Genomic DNA, 18316 nt, shown 5'->3' on the forward strand with positions numbered 1-18316 from the left:
GCTTTTTGCATTTGCCTGTAACCAGAGAATTCGCAATTATCCAAAAGAACTAACCCGGATCAGCGGCGATCCGGTTTCGGAAAACAGCCCGCCAGGGTTCTAATGAAAGGGAGGTCTCCCGCATGTGACGAAACATCAAAATGCTTTTCAACTTCGACCCTCCCGTCACTGCCGAAGAGATTCGCGCCGCCTCGCTTCAGTATGTGAGGAAGATCAGCGGCTTCAATAAGCCGTCGAAGGCAAATGAAGAGGCGTTTCACTCCGCGATCGAGGAGATCGCCGGCGTCTCCGGCCGTCTGCTGCGCTCGCTCGAAACGACTGCGCTTCCCAGGAGCCGGGAAGAGGTGGCCGCCAAAGCAAAGGCACGTGCCGCAGAGAGATTTCAGAACTGACGCAGTAAAAATGTCTGCTCTCTGAAGATATCTGGAAAAGAGACCGGCGTATCGCGCATCGATGCAGGAATACATCCGGCAGTTTATGTCCAGCAATGCATTGCCGGCAGAAACATTTTTACGGGTGCCGATGAAAGTGCGACTTTTCGCGCCGAATCATGATCTTATAAATACAGAGCATGTTTTACTGGAAAATCTTTTGTGTTATCTGTCTCGCAGGCTGGGCCTTTCTCGCCGGCCTGAAAATCGGGGAATACGCGAAGCGTAAATCAGCTGCAGAACCATCTCCTTCGCGTGGACGTGTTCTTTCCATCCCATTCCTGTGCACAGTGACAGGATCAGTGCTTGTACTGTGGAGCCTGAAGGTTCTCAGCATCACTTCGCCCGGCACGGACTGCGCCATCGGCGCTGGTCTGCTGCTGGTCTTTATGCTGTGGTCCGGCCAGGGCAGAAATCTGCTCGCCTTCTTTTTTGCACCAAAGTAAATCCTGAAGCGGCTTTTGCCCGTCGCTTCTCAGTGAGCTTCCTGAACTGCTGCGTGCGCCGTTTTTCTGCCCGGCCGCGCGATGGCATACATCTGCGCCGCGATGGTATCGAACATCGCCATCCGGTCGCTGCCCTCGTTGTACAGGTCGAAGTGCGTGCGGCCCTCGCGATAGGTGAAGTGCGGCTGCTCGCCCAGGCTCTGCAGCACCGCTTCGAATCTGTGCGCCGCTCCATCCAGGTAGAACGTATCTGCCGTGCCCACAATCACGTGAATCTTCCCCTTCAGCCATGGTCCGCGAGCCGCGTGATCGGCGGCCACGATATGCGCCAGATCATAATGATCGCGCCAGTAGGTGATCACCGCGGGATCGATATCCCCTGTATCGCGGTTAAACATCTGCAGCGGACGTCCATCGGCTCCGCGCGGCGAAAAGACCCACTCGAACGATGCGAGCTGTCCTCCGTAATCGCCCAGCACGCGCTCCAGCCGTGCAAACTGCTCCATCGTAGCCTCGACCTGGCCGTGATCGCGGATCAGCGGATAAGGAGTGCCATCGGGCCGGTGGTAGAGGTTCGCGTGCGGCGCGTACAGGTCCACGCCCGTAAAGTCATGGAAGTCGCTCGGGTCCGGTGACGTGGACCAGGTGCCGCCAAAGACCTTCGGATAATTTACCTCCAGCTGCAGTGTTGCCCATCCGCCCGACGAGTGGCCCTGCAGAAAGCGTCCGCTCGGTCTCGCGTCCATCCGGTACTTCGCTTCGAGCGCCGGAATCAGCTCTTTCGTCAGCGCAGCGCCCCATGGACCGTTGTTCACCGAATCGGCGAACTCGTGCGTTCCGGTCAGCAGCGACTCATCGAGCATTACCCAGATCATGGGCGGCATCTTGCCCTGCATCATGCGCCGGTAAATCATCCAGCCCGTCAATTTCGCATACGTCAGTGTTCCGCCAAAGCCATGCGTCCAGTACACCGTGGGATAGCGCCGCTGCGGATGCTCACGATAACCCGGCGGCAGAATCACCCATCCGCGAATCCGCGTCTCTCGTCCGGAAAAGCGCGTCAGCAGCGTGCTTGGAAAGTCGATCGCTTCTGTATCGGCTCTGGCCGCGCTCTCTTCTTCCGCCGTCAGCGGAAGCTTCGGAGGCGCAGCCGCCGGCAGCTTTTCATCGAGCTTGAGCGACGGCTCGTCTCCCTGTCCCGGCGTCCAGTCCTTCAGCGTAACCACGCTGCTGGCAAGATCTCCTTCGCTGCGTCCGTCGTAATTGTAGGAGTGGTGTACATCCAGCAGCGCCTGTACCTGATAATCGCCCCTCGGCAAAGAAGAGAATTCGCCGGGAAAGACAAGCCCGTCCGTATCGATCTCGACCGATCCGCCCGGCGAGAGCCACGGAACCTCCTCCGCGGCAACATAAGTCTCCAGCGGATGAAACGGGTTGATGTCGATATCGTGTGCGCCGGTTCCGCGCGAGAGAAACAGAATCAGCCTTCCCGAGACAGGCTGCGTGCTCGCCGAACCCATGCTGACACGGAAGAAAAGATGCCTTTCCTGAGCACCGGCCAGAGTGGTCAGCGCAGCCAGAACGAGAGGTAGGAAAACACGCCGGATTTGCATCCGCCCGAGTGTAACAAAAGCATCCGTCAGCGGACAGAAAGATATCCGGCTCCCCGCAGGGAGAAAAACGGCTCCGGCATCCAGGCCAGGCATGCCGTTCAGAGGCCGTCTGCCGTTACTTTTTGCTGCGCCGCAGGTCGTCCATCAGAATGATGGCTTCGGCAATTTCTCTGAGAGGTTTGCGGCGCTGCCGGCTCTGCTTCTGCAGAGCGATGTAGGCAGCCTCTTCATCCACGCCCAGCTCGCGCTGCAGAATGCCTTTGGCGCGCTCCATCACCTTGCGCGTCTCCAGCTGATCGGCAAGCTGCGCCTTTTCGAACTCCATGCGCGCCAGCTCGATCTCCGCGCCCACAAGATAGCCGAGCATGGTGATCAGACGAATCTCGCGCTGCGTGTGCGGATGCTGCTCGCGGTGCTGCACGTTGATTACGCCGACCAGCTTGCCGCGGCACAAAATCGGCACCGAGAGAAAGGCCTCAAAGCGATCCTCCGGCAGATTGCCGAGCTTGGCAAAACGCGCATCGCGCGACGCCCGCGCAGGAATCGCAACTGCCTGCTTGTGTACCGCGACCCAGCCCGTAATGCCCTGGCCCAGCGCCAGGCCTACCTGATCCACCACATCGGCGTGAGGATTCTTCGAGGCGCGCAGCACCAGCTGATCCTTGTCGAGCACATAGATAAAGCAGGAGTCGCAGTGCACCGCCTCCGAGACCACTTCGATAATGCGGTCGAGCACCGCATGAAAGGGATCGGCCGCCGCCATCCGGCTTCCTATCTCATGCAGCAGATCGATATCGCTCAGTTCTTCCCGTTTGTCCGTCACGATGCGATCCAACCCGTTACTCCTGTGCCCGTTGCAGAAAATAACCGTTGAAGAGACTAAATTGTATACCGCGCTTCTTCTGACGCTGTCCACGCCCTCGCAGCAGGCCCAGCGCCGGAACAAGCTCTCTTTCATCCGCGCTGCGGCAGAAGAAGAAATGATCGATAGCGCTTGTAATTTTTATGTTGCTGTGTACAAATAAACATACTTTCGCTCCACACCCTGAGTGAAAGTGTTTGCCGGTGTTGCCCTTCCTTGTTCGAAGGCGAATGGATACCGGCCGTCCTTCCAGGTCGAAGAACTCCTGAAGTGTGGTCCGTGCTTGTTTCGGCGCAGTGCATCTCTGTGCATGCCTGCGAGCCGCTGACTCGACGTGTCGTTTGCGTCGATCAGGAGCGTGATCTGCAGAGTCTTCTTCTGTGGCATTGCGATCCGTCTGCAAAGCTCGCGAACGGCGAAGAGAGATGTCTTCGGCGTCACGCACTCATGGCCACACGATCGCAATCGTCGCGTTGACGGCGCGTGCCGCGCCTTCAATGCCGCAGATGCTTTGACCGCAGATATTTTGGCTGCAGATATTTTTGGGGAGGACATGTGATATCGCTGCCTCGGCCCGTCGCTTCGGCAGAGATACAGCCATCGCGTTAGCCGGATCGCTTTCAGCCGCTTCGACACCTGAGCCGGTGTGTCCACAGTATCTTCTGGTCTCCCTGTAGCCCGTGGTATCGTCTCCTGTGCCACGGGCGCCTTTTTCATCCGCTGCAGGCGCTGGAAGACTTTAAGAGAAAGAGGGCAGGGACAGATGGGGCTGACAAGGCGCGATTTTCTGATGCGGACAGGCCAGGCAGGTGGATTCGGCGCGGCGTTTGTCATGATGCAGTCTCTTGGTTTGTTGCCGCTTCCTGAGGCCGCCGCAGAAGCGGGCCGGTTACACCTGGTGGATGGAAAGGGTACACGCGTCGTCATTCTGGGGGGAGGAATAGCAGGTTTGGTCTCGGCATACGAGTTGAGAAAAGCCGGATACACGTGCACCGTGCTCGAAGCCAGAGAGCGCCCCGGCGGGCGCAACTGGTCGGTGCGCGATACGACGCGCGTCGAGTTTATCGATGGCAGCGTGCAGAGCTGTGTCTTCCGTGAAGGCAATTACATGAATGCCGGACCGGCGCGTCTGCCTTCGATTCACACGCATATGCTGGGCTACTGCCGTGAGCTCGAGGTGCCGCTTGAAGTCGAAGTCAACTCGTCGCGCTGCGCGCTGATGCAGAGCGGCAAGCTGAACGATGGCATCGCCGTGCAGGAGCGCCGCGTCGTGAACGATACGCGCGGCCACGTCTCCGAGCTGCTCGCGAAGTGCATTCGCAAAGGCGCGCTCGATGAGGATGTGACCGCGGACGACAAGGAGCGCATGCTCGCGTTTCTTATGCAGTACGGCGATCTTCAGCCGGACTATCTCTTCAAAGGCTCGCAGCGGTCCGGCTTCAAAGTTCCTCCCGGCGCGGAAAAACAAAAGCCGGAGCCGATCGATCCGTTGCCCATGCACGCGCTGCTCGATGCCGATCTGTGGTCAGGCATGCTCTCCGAAGAGGTCATCGACTGGCAGCCGACCATGTTTCAGCCCATCGGCGGCATGGACCGCATCCCTTATGCCTTTGCCCGGCATCTGGGGAAGACGATACGCTTCGGCGCCGAGGTAAAGCAGATCCGTCAGTCTGCCGCGGGCGTGACCGTCTCGTATCAGGACCGCGCCCGCGGAGCCACGCATACGGTCGAGGCCGATTACTGCATCTGTTGTCTGCCGCTCACGATCATGAAGAAGATCGATGCCGATTTCAGCGATCCGGTTCGCGCCGTGATCGACAGCATAACCTACGACCACGCGTACAAAATCGCGTGGGAGGCTCCCCGTTTCTGGGAGAAGCAAAATAACATCTACGGCGGCCTCTCCTGGCTGCAGCAGACCGTCAACGTCATCTGGTATCCCAGCGCAAAGTTCTTCTCAGAGAACGGCGTCATCATCGGCGGATACTCCGTCGAGAACGGCACGCCCTTCGGAAAGCTGCCGGATATGCAGGCGAAGCTCGATGCCTCGCGTCACGCCATCGATCTGCTGCATCCCGGCCACGGAGCCGATCTGGCCAACCCCATCTACGTCAACTGGGGCAACATCCCCTTCAGCGAAGGCTCATGGATACAGGGCTTCGGCCGCGCCGGCAATCTCGATGCGCTGCTCGTCGCCGATCGCCGCGTGTACTTCGCCGGCGATCACACGTCGCATCTCGTCGGCTGGCAGGAAGGCGCAGCGCTCTCCGCCATTCGCGTCATCAATCAGCTTGGCGCGCGCGTGCAGAGTGGAACAGATGCGGGATGAGTGAACGGCCGCATGCTTTGCGGTCATCGCTCATCTTCGTAACGATTTCTCAGGTTGGTGTGCCGAACGGCTCCGGGCTCTTCCGGAGCCGCTTTTTTTGCCCCGCTACCCCAACTTTTCTCTTCAGCAGGCGTCTGCATAAGATATGCGGTACAAAGTGCGTTTCACGGCACTGATGGCAGCGGCGCTGCTGTGGGTGTCAGCCGGCTTCGCCCAGGCGCAGCAGAGTGACTGGATTCCTCAGGGGATGGAAACACTGGCCGCTCACGCCAGCTTTCATACCGACTTCACCTTCGACAAGTCGATGCTCGACCTGGCCAATAACTTCACCGGCGACGAACAGGTGCGGCAGGTGGTGGCAAAGCTGCGCGGCATCTCGGTACACAGCTTCCGCTATCCCGCTCCCGGCCTCTACAATCCCGGCGCTCTCGATGCCGTGCGTGCGCAGTATCGCGACCGCGGCTGGAAGCACATGGTGACCGCGCAGTCGCACGCCGCCGAAGAGCATCCGGGCCGCACCGATCTCTGGATTCGCCTCGCCAACGGCAATGTGGAAGGCATGGTGCTCATGGTGGCCAACCCCACCAACGTCGATCTGGTCGCCGTCGACGGCGCGCTCAGCCCGCTCGACCTGCTGCATCTGCGGGGACACTTCGGCATCCCTCGCTTCTCCGGAGACCGCTTCGAAGACGACAAATAGCGGATCACTCTTCGGCGATGGCCGCGGCTGCTCCCCGGCGCGTCGTGCCTGATCGCAATGCTGCCTCTGCTACCGTGCGCAGGAGACCGTGATCTCGCTCGGCCGCGTCTCATCCGGCGCCAGCATCGCCTGTTTCAGGTCCTCGTCGACCGACACCTGATCCTTCGTGGCGCTCGAGACGCCGGCCGGATGAAAGCCCTCGCGGCAGCCGACATAGAGCACGTATCCACCCGTCAGCGATGTCTTTCCGTAGCTCTGCCACGGCGTCAGCGCGTCCTTCTGCCCATCCGTGCGCCACGCTCGCCCCTGCAGAGGAGCATTCTTCGCAATGTCGATCGTGACCGAGACCTGATACGAGCGCAGATTCGAGGGAGCAGCGGCCGGCGGCTTTGCCCGCACCGGCTTCGGACGACACCCCGCCGCGGGTCTGATCGCAGCATTCGCGATAAAAAGATTCGCCGAGTAGTATCCCGTCGGTGAAGAATCGATGGAGCCTCTGACGGTCGCGTGGCAGCCATCGAGTGAAGCAGCATGCTCGCTTGCCGATGCTGTATCGAAGGTAAGCTGAATGCTTTTCTCGCCGCACGCCGGTTGGGTCAGTTCCACCGCAATCCAGTCACGCAGCTCATGGTGTACGCGGATCACTCCGTTCAGCGTCGAGGTCCCCGGCGCTGCTGCGTCGTTGTTTTGCGAGGGACACGACTGCGCCGGCAGGCGCATCGCCGCAACGAGCAAAAGCGTAATCGCAAAGACCTTCACGGAAGCCATCATGTCACAAAGGCCAGAGGTCCGGCAGGAGCGGAAAGCTTACTGCCCGCGCTTCGGCAGCCCGCGCTTGCGCTGCGCCGGTCCGCGGCTTTTTGTCCCGCGGGTTTGTTTCGCCGCCGCTCCACTCCCGGAGCTTCGTGGCGCAGAGCTTCGCGGCCTGTCCGCACGGTTCTGCCCCGGCCTGCCGTCGCCGGAGGGCCGCGTCTGCGCCGCACGTCTGCCGGCGATGGAGGACGCCGGCTTCTTCTTCTGTACGGCGCGCTTCAGCGCTTCAATCTCCTGCAGATCCAGCTCCCGCAGCTTGCCCGGTTCCACGTCCAGCACCAGCGGGCCGTAGCCCACGCGGCGAATCTTCTCCACGTGATGGCCGATCTCTTCGAACATCTTGCGGAGCTCGCGGTTCCGGCCCTCGATCAGAACCATCTCGTACCAGGGATTCTCCGCATCGCGCACCAGGCGAATCTTTGCCGGAGCAGTCATCACGCGGTCTTTTCCCCGTCCTTTACCCGACGCGCTCCGCTCGCCCGGCCTTGTGCCGATCCGTCCCCGGTCGATCATCACGCCGGTGCGAAGCTGCTCGATCGATGCTTCAGACGGTTTGCCGCTCACCTTGACGAGGTATGTCTTCTCCACGCGCGACGCCGCGCGGGTCAGAGCATTGGCCAGGTCGCCGTCGTTGGTCAGCAGCAGCAGCCCTTCGCTCATGTAATCGAGACGGCCCACAGGAAAGACGCGCTCGCCGCGCGGAATCAGCTCCATCACCGTGTGGCGGCCCTCAGGATCGCTCACCGTCGTCACGTAGCCCTTCGGCTTGTTGATCAGGAAGTACCGCTGCCGCTCCGCGCCCTGCAGCAGCTTGCCGTCCACGCGAATGTGATCGCGCGACGGATCGGCCTTTGTGCCCAGCTCGGTAACAACCTTGCCGTTCACCTGAACGCGCCCGGTCGCAATCAGCTCCTCGGCTCTGCGCCGTGAGGCGAGGCCGGCGGCGGCAATAATCTTCTGCAGCCGCTCCATATTCGGGTTCGCGCTCTCGTCTTCGCCGGAGGCGTGTCTCTGCGGTTCGTCAGCCATTACTCTTCTTTATTGACCGGTTCTTCTTCGTTCGATTCTTCTTCGCTTATGTCCTCTTCATGGTGCGCGTCGACGCCCGGGATATCCGCCGGATGCTCCTCCGCCGACTCATGCGAGACACCCACCGCGACCGGCACACCCTCGTGGCCGTTCTCTGCCGCCGTCTCCGCTTCGGAGCCTTCGCCCTCGGCGGCAAGCGCCTCTTCCACTTCGGCTGCTTCGTTCTGCGCAAAGGGCAGCTCGGTGGGCCGCGTGCCGATCGGCTCTCCATCGCTCAGCTCGCTGGCCATCTTCTCGAACTCTTCCATCGACGGCAGCTCGTTCAGGTCCTTCAGGCCAAAGCGCAGCAGGAACTCCTTCGTCGTTTTGTAGAGAATGGGCCGCCCGATCACCTGCTTGCGCCCCGCCGTCGTCACCAGCTTGCGGCTGATCAGCGAGCCCAGCACGCCGGCCGAATCCACTCCGCGAATCTCGCCGATCTCCGGAGCCGTCACCGGCTGCTTGTAGGCAATCACGGCCAGCGTTTCGAGCGCCTGCAGCGACAGCTTCATCGGCGGCTTCAGGCTCTTTACAAACGCGCGTACCGAATCGTGATACTCCGGACGCGTGGCCACGCGATACCCGCCGGCCACCTCACGAATCTCCATCCCGCGGCTGCCGCCATCGTACTCGGTCATCAGCTCGTCGAGAATGCGGCGAAGCTCGTCACGAATCTCGCGGTCCCGCTGCCGGGCTGCCTTCTTTTCGTCCTCGGCGGTCGGCTCCGTTACCGGCGACTCTGCCTCTTCCGGCGGCTGCTCCGCCTTCTGCGCCGTCTCCTCAGCCTGTGCCGGTTCGCTCTCCGCGGTTGCGGACTCTTCCGCAGCGCTTTCCACTGTGCCGGCGGCTTCCATCGCCTCCAGGCTCAGCGCCGGATCGGCGGCAATCTCGCCGCCCGCCGCCTCGCGCAACGATTCCGGTATGCCTGCCGCCACTTCGCGCTCACGCCAGTGCTCCAGCGCTTCCTGATGGAAGAGCGCAGCGAGCTGAGCCAGTGTTACCGGCTCCTCCGCCGCGTAGATGACTGCTTCGATTCTGGCCTTGAGACTCATGCGTTCGGGTCGGACTCACGCGCCGCACAAAAGAAAAACGGCGCCTCTTCGATACTACAGAAGCGCCGCCTTTCCGTGTTTGCGGAAGCCGGGTTTAGACGAACTGGCGCATCGCCCAGAAGAGTCCGCCCGCCAGCAGCGCCGCTGCCGGAAGCGTAAAGACCCAGGCCAGTGCGATATTGCGGATGGTCGCCAGCTGCAGGCCGCTGCCGTTCGCCATCATCGTTCCGGCAACGCCGGAAGACAGCACGTGTGTGGTTGAAACCGGCAGATGATACTGATCGGCGGCAATGATGGTGATAGCAGCCACAATCTCCGCCGAAGCGCCCTGCGCATAGGTCAGGTGCTCCTTGCCGATCTTTTCGCCGACCGTGACCACGATGCGCTTCCAGCCGACCATCGTGCCCAGACCCAGCGCCAGCGCGACCGCAACCTTTACCCAGCCGGGAATGAAGCGGGTCGCTCCGTCGAGGTGCTTCTTGTAGTTCGTCAGCACCTTGTTCTCATCCGCGGTAAAGGCCGGATTGCCCGCCTTCGCGATCAGACGCAGCGCCTCGCTCTCGATATACATATCGTTGCGCACGTTCTGCTGCTGATCGGCCGGTACGGCAGCCAGCGTTTTGTACTGCTCCACTTCATGACCGATCTCGGAGGCCATCTGGCGAGCCGCCAGCATGGTATTGGGCGTAAAGTCCTTCGTCCGGATGTAATCCGTCAGATCGGTGCGGGCATCGCCGATCACTGCATTCTGATCGACGTAATGGTTGAAGACATTGGCAGCCTGCTCCGAGACTGCTCCGAAGTCCTGCACCGCGCGATAGCCGACCGCGTGGTTCAGCGCGTAGGCCGTCGGCACCGTGCCGATCAGGATCAGCATGATCAGGCCCATGCCCTTCTGTCCGTCATTCGATCCGTGTCCGAAGCTCACGCCCGTGCAGGTCAGAATCAGCAGGCAGCGAATCCAGAACGGCGGCGGCTCGTTGCCCTTGGGCGACTGATAAAGAGCAGGATCGCGGATCACGAACTTCAGGATCAGCAGCAGGATCGCCGCGAAGCCGAAGCCGACCAGCGGAGAAACCAGCAGAGCCTTGAAGACGCTGCCCGCCTGGCCCCAGTCCACGCCGCTCGTGCCGCTCTTCACGCTCATCAGCTGGTTGGCGATACCCACGCCGATGATCGAGCCGATCAGTGTATGCGAGCTCGAAGCCGGCAGGCCTAACCACCACGTGGCGAGGTTCCACAGAATCGCCGAGATCAGCAGCGAGAAGACCATCGCAAATCCCGCGCCCTTGCCCACCTGCAGAATCAGCTCCACCGGCAGCAGCGAGAGAATCGCAAAGGCCACCGCGCCCGAAGAGGTGAGCACGCCGATCAGGTTCCACATGCCCGACCAGACCACGGCGATGTGCGGCTCGAGCGAATGCGTATAAATAACGGTTGCCACCGCGTTGGCGGTGTCGTGAAAGCCGTTGACAAACTCAAAGGCCAGCGCAATGAGCAGCGCCACACCCAGCAGAACATACGGCCATGCCGATATGAGATGTGTGCTCGACAGGTCGTGGGCCAGCTGCGACCCGGCATATCCCAGACCACCCAGCAGGACCACGCCGAAGATGGCCAGGCCCAGCTTTCCGGGCGATTTCTTCATCTTCTGGTCGAGAACCGACGCTCCGCCAATCTGTTCGGGAGAAATTGCTACACTTGTTGCCTCGTCCATTGCACCGCTCCTGTCCTCATTCGGGGGAGAACATCAGGAGCCAAAACTAGCAGCCAATAACGCGGACAATCATGAATGCAGTGTGAAGAGGAGATGAATAGGTGGGAGGCCAAAATGAGCGGCTCCGGCGCAAAAACGGCCCGTAAAAGCACCCGCCGCTTCCCGCGCAACCCGTGCGAATGGCCGCCGCTCCCGCTCGCCGCTTTATCTCTGACCCTTTTACCGCTGGCCCTGCTTCTCAGGACCAGTCGTCGCGCATCTGGCTGATGCGCTCATTGAGCACCTGCTCGAACTGCTCGTGCTTTTTAATAAAGATTTCGCTGAAGTTACGGTCCTGGCGCAGCAAAACCGCCTGCAGCCGCACCAGCTCCAGCAGGGCCAGGAACATGGCGATCAGCGCCCGCTCCGACCGGGTATTGGCCAGCAGCCGCCGCAGCGCGACCGGCTTGTCTTCCATCACGAGGCGGCGGCGTACGTAGTCGATCATCTGACCCACCGTCACCGTATCCTCTTCCACATTCAGGACCGGGCGCTGCCTCGCCCGCTCGAGGATTTCGCGAAAGACCCGGGCCAGATCCAGCGTATCCGCCGCGACCTCCTGCTCCGTGCCCTCGGCGTTGCGAAACTCGCGAATCGTCGGGCTGCTCCAGGTCGCTTCCTCAATCTGCTGCTTCTGCGCCAGCATCTGCGCGGCGTTCTTGAAGCGTTCGTGCTCCAGCAGCCGCTCCACCAACTCACGTCGCGGATCTTCGGCCTCGCCCTCGGCCGCCTCGACCGGTGAGCGCGGCAGCAGCATCTTGCTCTTGATGTGGATCAGCAGCGCCGCCATATAAATGAACTCGCCCGCGGAGTCGACATCGGTGGCCTTCAGGTGCTCCACATAGGCCAGAAACTGCCCCGTGATCTTCGCAATCGGAATGTCATAAATGTCGATGTCCTGCCTGCGGATCAGGTCCAGCAGCAGGTCCAGCGGACCGTCGTACACCTGGCCCACGGTCACCGAAAACGGCGAGGCAGACTCGACGTCCTTCGCCTTGTCTTTCTTCGCGGCAGGCTTTTCAGCGGCCCGTGCAGCAGCGGGAGCGCTCTCCGGCGCAGCCGTTGCGGGTGCTTCCGCCGCTGCGGCCCCGGTTTCGGCCGCGGGCATCTCTTCGGGGGAGTCTTTCTGTTCGTCAGTCATTGTGTTGCTTCACCGGGTGCTGCGCCGCCGGTCAGATCTTCCGTAAGGCCCATCGCCGGCCGGACCTCCTGCATCGTCTGCTCCGCGCGTGCCCTGGCTCGCCGGTCGCCCTCATGAAGAATCTCCCGCACCAGCGCGGGATTCTGCTCGTATTTTGCGCGCCGCTCCTGGATCGGCGCGAGCAGGGTCACGATGGCGTCCGCCGCCCAGCCTTTGCACTCGATGCAGCCGATACCCGCGGTTTTGCAGCCGTCATACACCTTCGCCAGCGTCTCCTGGCTCGAAAACACTTTATGCAGATCACCCACCGGGCACTTGTCCGGATCGCCCGGATCTTTGCGCCGAATGCGCGCCGGATCGGTCACCATCGGCCTGATCTTCTGCCGAAGCACCTCTTCCGGATCACTCAGCAGAATGGTGTTGCCGTAGCTCTTCGACATCTTGCGCCCGTCGGTGCCGGGCAGCTTGGGCGAGGGCGTCAGCAGCACCTGTGGCTCGGGCAGAATTTCTGCGCCCTGCGCCCTGGGCCCTGAGCCCTCAGCTTTGTAAAACTGATTGAACCGCCGCGCCACCTCCCGCGTGAACTCCACATGCACCACCTGGTCCTGCCCAACCGGCACGAAATCAGCCTGGTAAAGCAGGATGTCCGACGCCATCATCAGCGGATAGCCGAGGAATCCATAGGTGCTCAGATCCTTCGTGGTCAGGTTCTCCTGCTGCTCTTTATAGGTCGGGACGCGCTCCAGCCAGCCCAGCGGAGTAATCATCGCGAGCAGCTGTGGCAGCTCGAAATGCGGCTTCACATGGCTTTGCACGAAGACGGTGCATTGCTCCGGATCGAGCCCGGCCGCCAGAAAGTCCAGCGCCACATCCAGCGTGTTCTGCTTTACCTGCGAAGTATCCGCGTAATCGCTGGTCAGCGCATGGAGATCGGCGACAAAGAAGTAGCACTCGTATTCATGCTGCAGCCGCACCCAGTTGTGCAGCGCGCCCATGTAGTTGCCCAGATGGAGCTTGCCGGTGGGCCGCATACCGCTCAGCACGCGCTTCCGGCCTTCCGCCGGCTGTCCCTGAGAAGGGGAATTAGGGTTCGACACTCTGTCCTTCACTCGTGAGAAATGCTCTGGCTATTGTACTGGGTAGCGGATTGTCGGCCTGAGATCGCTCTGACATCAGAGGGCTACCTGGGAAATGAAATGCATTAAACTGTCTAGACATTTTAAAAACTGTCTTGACAACATTTAAAGCTGCATATAGTCTGAACTCGTTGAGGGGTGTATGAAATGAAGTTTGAACTAAGCGACAAAGTACGACTTTTTGCCAGGCTCGAATACATTGAGCCTGCTCGTCGAGAAGGCAGAAAGACAGTTGCGATTCCGGTCAGAGATCTGCATCATTCGCTGGTCGTGAGAGAAGGGTTCCCCGAGCGAAACACTCCGCAGGTTTGCAGCGCGCTAAGTTCAAAGAAATTTCTGAAGGCGGAAGGACTGGAGATAGAGAATGTGGAGGGTCCGCCATCGAAGACCAGCACAACAGTAGTTTTCCATTACCGCTTTCAGGGCCAGCCTGGGTCGCTTCCGAGTCCCGATAAGATTCAGCCTTCCGAAGGCAGCTCAGATTTGCCTTTGCAGGAATCTCCGCTGGCAGCATTGCGTGGACTCCTGCGCGACGAGCTTTCCCAATATGGCGGCGGAGCGGCTTTTATCAGATGGCTGCGGACCGACCCGGAGAAAGCCTGGAAATGAGCCGCGTCTACTGGGACACCATGCTGTTCATCTATCTGCTCGAAGGAAATAAGCAATACGCGCAGCGTGTCGAGGAGATTTACAACCGCATGCAGCTGCGCGGCGATTCGTTGTGCATCAGTTTTCTCGGTGTGGGAGAGATGCTCGCCGGTGCCCATGCCTCGCCGCAAAAAGCGCAGACGATCCGCAGCGCTGTTGCGGCGATGAAGATCCGGCTGCTGCCTTTCGATGCAGGAGCGGTAGACACATTCGCGTCGCTGCGCGCCGTGCAGAAACTGGCTACGGCTGATTCGATCCATCTCGCCTGTGCCGCCTCCGCCGGCGTAGACCTGTTCCTCACCGGAGACATGAGACTGACGAAGCAAAATGTAGCGGGCATTCAGTTCATCAGCAGCATCGACACAAGTCCGATCTGAACTCTCCTCAGAACGACAACAGGACCCCGTTGATCGCCGCCACTGCCGGGTTCACGAAGTAGCCCACCACGCTGCCGCCCACCAGAATCATCAGGATCAGGCTGAAGATGCCGAGCGAGTCGTAGATCCGCAGCGCCTTATAAGGCAGCATGTGCCGGAAGATGTGCGAGCCGTCCAGCGGCGGCAGCGGCAGCAGATTGAAGACCGCAAGGAAGAGGTTCAGCATCATGGCCAGATAAAAAATGATGGCCATGGGAAAGATCACCGGGCTGGCCGACATCATCTCCGGATCGATCATCCCGCCGGCCAGTCCATGCACCGCTGCCGCGCCCGACGGCGTGGCCTTCGCCAGAATAATCAGCGCGATCACCGAGCCCACCGCCGCCAGAACGTTGCTCAGCGGTCCCGCCAGGGTCGTCAGAATGTCATCGCGCGTCGCGTTTTTGAAGTTGCGCGTCGTCACCGGCGTCGGCTTTGCCCACCCGATCAGAAACTGCCCATAGCCGGGAAGCACGAAAAGCATCACCAGAGGAATCACGATCGTTCCGATCGGGTCGATGTGCTTCGCCGGGTTCAGCGTGACGCGCCCCAGCATTCTGGCCGTCGGATCTCCCAGCTTCGACGCCGTCCAGGCGTGTGCCGCCTCATGCAGGCTGAGCGCGAAAAGCAGAATGACAAATTCAAAGATGCCCTGGACGATCCGTAATTCACTCATAGACTTAACTCACGATCTTAACAGGGCAGACGAAACCGGGCACACCGCGCAGAGTGCAGTCAAAAAGTATGTGAAGGTCAGAGCCCGCACCGGACATCAAACGTCTATTTCCTGCGCCCTGCGCTACTCGATCCGCCGCGCCTGCGTCTTCTTTTTCACCTCGCGGGCGGGCACGCCTCCGGCAATCGAATCCGCCTCCACGTCGTGCGTGGCCACGGCCTGCGCGCCCAGAATGGCGTTTTCGCCGATCCGCACCCCCGGCATCACCACCGAGCGGTAGGTCACACGCGCCGCCGGGCCGATCTCTGTCGGCCGGTGCTCGATCACCTTGGGCTCGATCGGGTCATGCGCGTGCGAAAAGATCGCCGCATGCTCGGAGACCGAGGTGCCTTTGCGAATCGTCAGCTCGCCCCGGTCGTCGAGCATCGCATAGCGATGGATCACGCAGTCGTCCTCGATCGTGAGGTTGTAGCCGAAGGTGAACTCGACGCCCTGGTAGATCTTTACGTTTTTGCCGATGCTTTTGAAGATGTGCTTCCCCAGCATGGCGCGCAGCCGGAAGCCGAGCCACAGATTCAGCGCGATCGGCGAGCGGTCGAACATGCGCCAGAACCACACCAGCGGCTTGATCAGCGCATATTTCTTCTGATCGATATCGCCGTAGTACTCCGGCTCCATCGTCACGTTGGCCGAGTCCAGTGAAAGCTGCAGCACGTTGAAGGGAAGTTCCGTATTCAGCGTGAAGTTCAGCTGCCCGCCGTGCGGCCGTCCCAGCATCACCTGGTGCAGGTTGTCGCGGACGATCTCCGCGCGCAGCGCCGGCTTGTCGTGCCGCGTGAACTCGTTGTCGAGATAATTGATCCAGCGGCAGAAGACTTCTTTGGCTTCGCGCGTGGGCTCCAGTTCGCGGTATTCGTAACGTGGCATGAAGCGGTTCTCCTGATGGAGTGAAAGGAAATGCAGCCCCGGATGTCCGTTTCCGTGCGGAAAGGACACACTCTGCCGACTCTTACCACTCTATCGGATCAGAAGAACTGCCTTCGCGGTCCCGAGAGAAAGAAGTTCGCGGTTCTGTGAAGAGAGAATGACGTACAGCTTTCAGATGTGGTGCTGATTTCAGAGACGCAGATCGGCAGCGAAAGTACGCAGCGCCGCAACGGTTTTGAAGACCGCGCCCGAGTCGATCGCCTCCGCGCCGCGATCCACGCCGTCGCGCAGGTCCTCCGCAATGCCGCCCGCCATCAGCGCCGCCGCTGCGTTCAGCAGCACAATATCGCGCCTTGGGCCCGGTTCGCCGTTGAAGATCCCCTCGAGAATCGCCGCATTCTCCGCCGCTGTCTCCGCTCCGGCCAGCTCCGCAAGGGTGGCGCGCGGCAGCTCCGCCTCTTCGGGAGCAAGCTGGAAGAGCCGCACCGTCGCCTCCGCGCTCTGTACCCTGGCCTCTGCGCCCTGCGCTCTGAGCCCTGCGCCCTGTACCTCGGCCACGCTGCTTTCGCCGGTCAGCGTCAGCTCATCCAGCCCATCGCTGCCATGCACCACAAAGGCGTGCCGCACCCCCAGCCGCGCCATCGCGTTCGCCACCAGCATCAGCCGCGAGCCGGAAAAGATGCCCATCACCTGCGCCGTCGCGCCCGCGGGATTGGTCAGCGGCCCCGCCAGGTTGAAGATCGTGCGAAAGCCCAGCGCCCGCCGTATCGGCTGCACCCGCTTCATCGCCGGCTGCAGCGCCGGCGCGTAGAGAAAGGTAAATCCGGTGGCGCGCAGGCACGCGGCAGACTCTTCCGGCGTCAGAGCAACGGGCACACCCATCGCCTCCAGCACATCGGCCGAGCCGCACTTCGAGGTCACGCCGCGGTTGCCGTGCTTGGCCACCTTCGCGCCCGCCGCCGTCGCCACCAGCGCCGCGCCGGTCGAGATATTGAAGGTGCCGCGCCCGTCCCCGCCCGTCCCGCACGTATCGATCAGGCTGGCGCGCTCGTCCTCCGTAAGTGGAACCGGCAGCGCCAGAGCCCGCATGGCCTCGGCAAAGCCGGTCAGCTCATCGGCCGTTTCGCCGCGCGTGGCAAAGGCGGTCAGCAGACCGGCAATTTCGATGTCGCCGGCCTCGCCCGTCAGAATCTCGCTGAGTGCCGCGCGCGCCTCCGCGCGGGTAAGCGTGCGTTGTTCCTCGGCAATCGATTTGAGCAGTTCTTTCAGCGAGGGCATCTGGTTCAGAATACAGAGCACAGGAAAAAGCTGAAAAGCAGACAGCTGAAAACAGGGCTCAGGACAGGTCGCGGAAGGAAGGAAAAGCCATCCGCGATCCGAACACCGGGCCTGAAATATCGGGCGTCCCACATCCGCCTGTTGCAGGCAGATGTGGGATCGGGCTCGAGGGTGTCAGTTGCCGGCCTGTGTTCCCGGCAGCGGCTCGTAGGGAGGCGCCGCCGCAATCGTCTTCACCGAAGTATCCGGCTCCTCGGCAAAGAGCACCCGGTACAGAATCCCCGCGATGATCGCGCCCACAATCGGCGCCACCCAGAAGAGCCATAGCTGCCCCAGGGCGCTGCTGCCCACAAACAGCGCCGGCCCCGTGCTGCGCGCCGGGTTCACCGACGTATTGGTGACCGGAATGCTGATCAGGTGAATCAGTGTCAGCCCCAGTCCGATAGCGATCGGCGCAAAGCCCTTCGGCGCCCGCACATCGGTCGAGCCCAGAATGATCAGCAGGAAGAAGCAGGTCAGCACCGCCTCGGCCACGAAGCAGGAGAGCAGCGAGTAGTGTCCCGGCGACAGTGCGCCGTATCCGTTGGTGGCAAACCCTCCGAGCACGAAATCCGGCTTGCCGCTGGCGATGACGTACAGCACGCCCGAGCCGGCCGCGCCGCCCAGCACCTGCGCAATGATGTACGGCAGCAGCTCCGATGCTGGAAACCGCTTGCCCACCACCAGCCCCACCGAGACCGCCGGGTTAATGTGGCAGCCCGAGATGTGCCCGATGGCAAAGGCCATAGTCAGCAGGGTGAGCCCGAACGCAAAGGCCACGCCCACAAAGCCGATGCCCAGGTTAGGAAATGCCGCGGCGAGCACGGCTGCGCCGCACCCTCCGAAGACCAGCCAGAATGTTCCGAAGAACTCGGCTGCAAGACGTTTACTCAGCTTCACGATAACCCCCTGTTTCTTACCGAAGAGGAATGAAACCGGAACCACAGCTCATCGAAAAGGGCGGCCGGTTATCAGAGAAACCTGT

The 18316-nt window shown here is 61.3% G+C and carries 18 protein-coding genes; 6 read left to right on the forward strand and 12 right to left on the reverse strand.

The features are described 5' to 3' along the window. Positions 1 to 140 precede the first annotated feature (140 nt). Together D0Y96_RS09455 and D0Y96_RS09460 are read left to right on the forward strand one after the other, a co-directional pair. Positions 141 to 392 (forward strand): DUF2277 domain-containing protein, encoded by a 252-nt coding sequence (locus D0Y96_RS09455; protein ID WP_252263628.1) that lies wholly within the window; start codon positions 141 to 143, stop codon positions 390 to 392. 341 nt (positions 393 to 733) lie between these two features. Next, positions 734 to 877, forward strand: a complete 144-nt coding sequence (locus D0Y96_RS09460) for a hypothetical protein (RefSeq protein WP_158562329.1) — start codon at positions 734 to 736, stop codon at positions 875 to 877. Positions 878 to 906: 29 nt separating this feature from the next. On the opposite strand, the gene D0Y96_RS09465 is transcribed toward D0Y96_RS09460, so the two are convergent. Both D0Y96_RS09465 and D0Y96_RS09470 read right to left on the reverse strand, forming a co-directional pair. Next, a complete protein-coding gene (locus D0Y96_RS09465; protein WP_252263629.1) occupies positions 907 to 2397 on the reverse strand; it encodes an alpha/beta hydrolase in 1491 nt (496 codons plus the stop codon). Positions 2398 to 2605: 208 nt separating this feature from the next. Then, positions 2606 to 3325: a GAF domain-containing protein gene (locus D0Y96_RS09470; RefSeq protein WP_252263630.1), complete on the reverse strand. Its 720-nt coding sequence runs from the start codon at positions 3323 to 3325 to the stop codon at positions 2606 to 2608. 790 nt (positions 3326 to 4115) lie between these two features. On the opposite strand from D0Y96_RS09470, the gene D0Y96_RS09475 reads away from it, so the two are divergent. Both D0Y96_RS09475 and D0Y96_RS09480 read left to right on the forward strand, forming a co-directional pair. After that, a complete protein-coding gene (locus tag D0Y96_RS09475) occupies positions 4116 to 5681 on the forward strand; it encodes a flavin monoamine oxidase family protein (RefSeq protein ID WP_117299115.1) in 1566 nt (521 codons plus the stop codon). 145 nt (positions 5682 to 5826) lie between these two features. Then, positions 5827 to 6381, forward strand: a complete 555-nt coding sequence (locus tag D0Y96_RS09480; protein WP_117299116.1) for a DUF4252 domain-containing protein — start codon at positions 5827 to 5829, stop codon at positions 6379 to 6381. A 69-nt stretch (positions 6382 to 6450) separates the two neighbouring features. On the opposite strand, the gene D0Y96_RS09485 is transcribed toward D0Y96_RS09480, so the two are convergent. The 6 genes from D0Y96_RS09485 to trpS form a co-directional block, all read right to left on the reverse strand. Next, positions 6451 to 7152: a hypothetical protein gene (locus D0Y96_RS09485; protein ID WP_117299117.1), complete on the reverse strand. Its 702-nt coding sequence runs from the start codon at positions 7150 to 7152 to the stop codon at positions 6451 to 6453. Between the two features lie 36 nt (positions 7153 to 7188). Continuing rightward, a complete protein-coding gene (locus D0Y96_RS09490) occupies positions 7189 to 8223 on the reverse strand; it encodes a pseudouridine synthase (protein WP_252263631.1) in 1035 nt (344 codons plus the stop codon). Further along, positions 8223 to 9314 (reverse strand): SMC-Scp complex subunit ScpB, encoded by a 1092-nt coding sequence (gene scpB / locus D0Y96_RS09495; RefSeq protein WP_199480224.1) that lies wholly within the window; start codon positions 9312 to 9314, stop codon positions 8223 to 8225. The genes D0Y96_RS09490 and scpB overlap by 1 nt, the downstream gene beginning before the upstream one ends. A 94-nt stretch (positions 9315 to 9408) precedes the next feature. After that, entirely contained in the window at positions 9409 to 11031 is a 1623-nt protein-coding gene (locus D0Y96_RS09500; protein WP_117299118.1) for an inorganic phosphate transporter, read from the reverse strand. Between the two features lie 238 nt (positions 11032 to 11269). Next, on the reverse strand, positions 11270 to 12211 hold the full coding sequence (locus D0Y96_RS09505; protein ID WP_199480225.1) for a segregation and condensation protein A: 942 nt from the start codon (positions 12209 to 12211) through the stop codon (positions 11270 to 11272). Continuing rightward, on the reverse strand, positions 12208 to 13308 hold the full coding sequence (trpS, locus tag D0Y96_RS09510) for a tryptophan--tRNA ligase (RefSeq protein WP_350449020.1): 1101 nt from the start codon (positions 13306 to 13308) through the stop codon (positions 12208 to 12210). Before trpS ends, D0Y96_RS09505 begins: the two co-directional genes overlap by 4 nt. Before the next feature lie 186 nt (positions 13309 to 13494). Between trpS and D0Y96_RS09515 the strand changes: the two genes are divergently transcribed. Both D0Y96_RS09515 and D0Y96_RS09520 read left to right on the forward strand, forming a co-directional pair. After that, entirely contained in the window at positions 13495 to 13956 is a 462-nt protein-coding gene (locus D0Y96_RS09515; RefSeq protein ID WP_117299120.1) for a hypothetical protein, read from the forward strand. Continuing rightward, the gene (locus D0Y96_RS09520; protein WP_117299121.1) at positions 13953 to 14372 is read left to right on the forward strand and encodes a type II toxin-antitoxin system VapC family toxin; all 420 of its coding nucleotides are present in this window, start codon (positions 13953 to 13955) and stop codon (positions 14370 to 14372) included. Before D0Y96_RS09515 ends, D0Y96_RS09520 begins: the two co-directional genes overlap by 4 nt. 7 nt (positions 14373 to 14379) lie before the next feature. Here D0Y96_RS09520 and D0Y96_RS09525 read toward each other — a convergent pair whose 3' ends face one another. The 4 genes from D0Y96_RS09525 to aqpZ form a co-directional block, all read right to left on the reverse strand. Further along, entirely contained in the window at positions 14380 to 15087 is a 708-nt protein-coding gene (locus tag D0Y96_RS09525; protein WP_117299122.1) for a site-2 protease family protein, read from the reverse strand. Between the two features lie 123 nt (positions 15088 to 15210). Then, positions 15211 to 16014: an acyltransferase gene (locus D0Y96_RS09530; RefSeq protein WP_117299755.1), complete on the reverse strand. Its 804-nt coding sequence runs from the start codon at positions 16012 to 16014 to the stop codon at positions 15211 to 15213. Positions 16015 to 16203: 189 nt separating this feature from the next. Further along, the gene (gene trpD, locus D0Y96_RS09535; protein ID WP_350449021.1) at positions 16204 to 17313 is read right to left on the reverse strand and encodes an anthranilate phosphoribosyltransferase; all 1110 of its coding nucleotides are present in this window, start codon (positions 17311 to 17313) and stop codon (positions 16204 to 16206) included. Positions 17314 to 17466: 153 nt separating this feature from the next. Next, positions 17467 to 18231 (reverse strand): aquaporin Z, encoded by a 765-nt coding sequence (aqpZ, locus tag D0Y96_RS09540; protein ID WP_117299123.1) that lies wholly within the window; start codon positions 18229 to 18231, stop codon positions 17467 to 17469. Positions 18232 to 18316 lie beyond the last annotated feature (85 nt).

Origin of the sequence: Paracidobacterium acidisoli (genome assembly GCF_003428625.2) — a bacterium.
In the GTDB taxonomy this organism is placed as follows: Bacteria; Acidobacteriota; Terriglobia; order Terriglobales; family Acidobacteriaceae; genus Paracidobacterium; species Paracidobacterium acidisoli.

What these genes read in the sequence shown, in the direction of transcription:
- D0Y96_RS09455 (WP_252263628.1), top strand. Translation starts at nt 141, where the DNA reads ATGCTTTTCAACTTCGACCCTCCCGTCACTGCCGAAGAGATTCGCGCC.
- D0Y96_RS09500 (WP_117299118.1), bottom strand. Translation starts at nt 11,031, where the DNA reads ATGGACGAGGCAACAAGTGTAGCAATTTCTCCCGAACAGATTGGCGGA.
- scpB (WP_199480224.1), bottom strand. Translation starts at nt 9,314, where the DNA reads ATGAGTCTCAAGGCCAGAATCGAAGCAGTCATCTACGCGGCGGAGGAG.
- D0Y96_RS09465 (WP_252263629.1), bottom strand. Translation starts at nt 2,397, where the DNA reads ATGGGTTCGGCGAGCACGCAGCCTGTCTCGGGAAGGCTGATTCTGTTT.
- D0Y96_RS09520 (WP_117299121.1), top strand. Translation starts at nt 13,953, where the DNA reads ATGAGCCGCGTCTACTGGGACACCATGCTGTTCATCTATCTGCTCGAA.
- D0Y96_RS09530 (WP_117299755.1), bottom strand. Translation starts at nt 16,014, where the DNA reads ATGCCACGTTACGAATACCGCGAACTGGAGCCCACGCGCGAAGCCAAA.
- D0Y96_RS09480 (WP_117299116.1), top strand. Translation starts at nt 5,827, where the DNA reads ATGCGGTACAAAGTGCGTTTCACGGCACTGATGGCAGCGGCGCTGCTG.
- D0Y96_RS09485 (WP_117299117.1), bottom strand. Translation starts at nt 7,152, where the DNA reads ATGATGGCTTCCGTGAAGGTCTTTGCGATTACGCTTTTGCTCGTTGCG.
- D0Y96_RS09505 (WP_199480225.1), bottom strand. Translation starts at nt 12,211, where the DNA reads ATGACTGACGAACAGAAAGACTCCCCCGAAGAGATGCCCGCGGCCGAA.
- D0Y96_RS09475 (WP_117299115.1), top strand. Translation starts at nt 4,116, where the DNA reads ATGGGGCTGACAAGGCGCGATTTTCTGATGCGGACAGGCCAGGCAGGT.
- D0Y96_RS09525 (WP_117299122.1), bottom strand. Translation starts at nt 15,087, where the DNA reads ATGAGTGAATTACGGATCGTCCAGGGCATCTTTGAATTTGTCATTCTG.
- D0Y96_RS09515 (WP_117299120.1), top strand. Translation starts at nt 13,495, where the DNA reads ATGAAGTTTGAACTAAGCGACAAAGTACGACTTTTTGCCAGGCTCGAA.
- D0Y96_RS09490 (WP_252263631.1), bottom strand. Translation starts at nt 8,223, where the DNA reads ATGGCTGACGAACCGCAGAGACACGCCTCCGGCGAAGACGAGAGCGCG.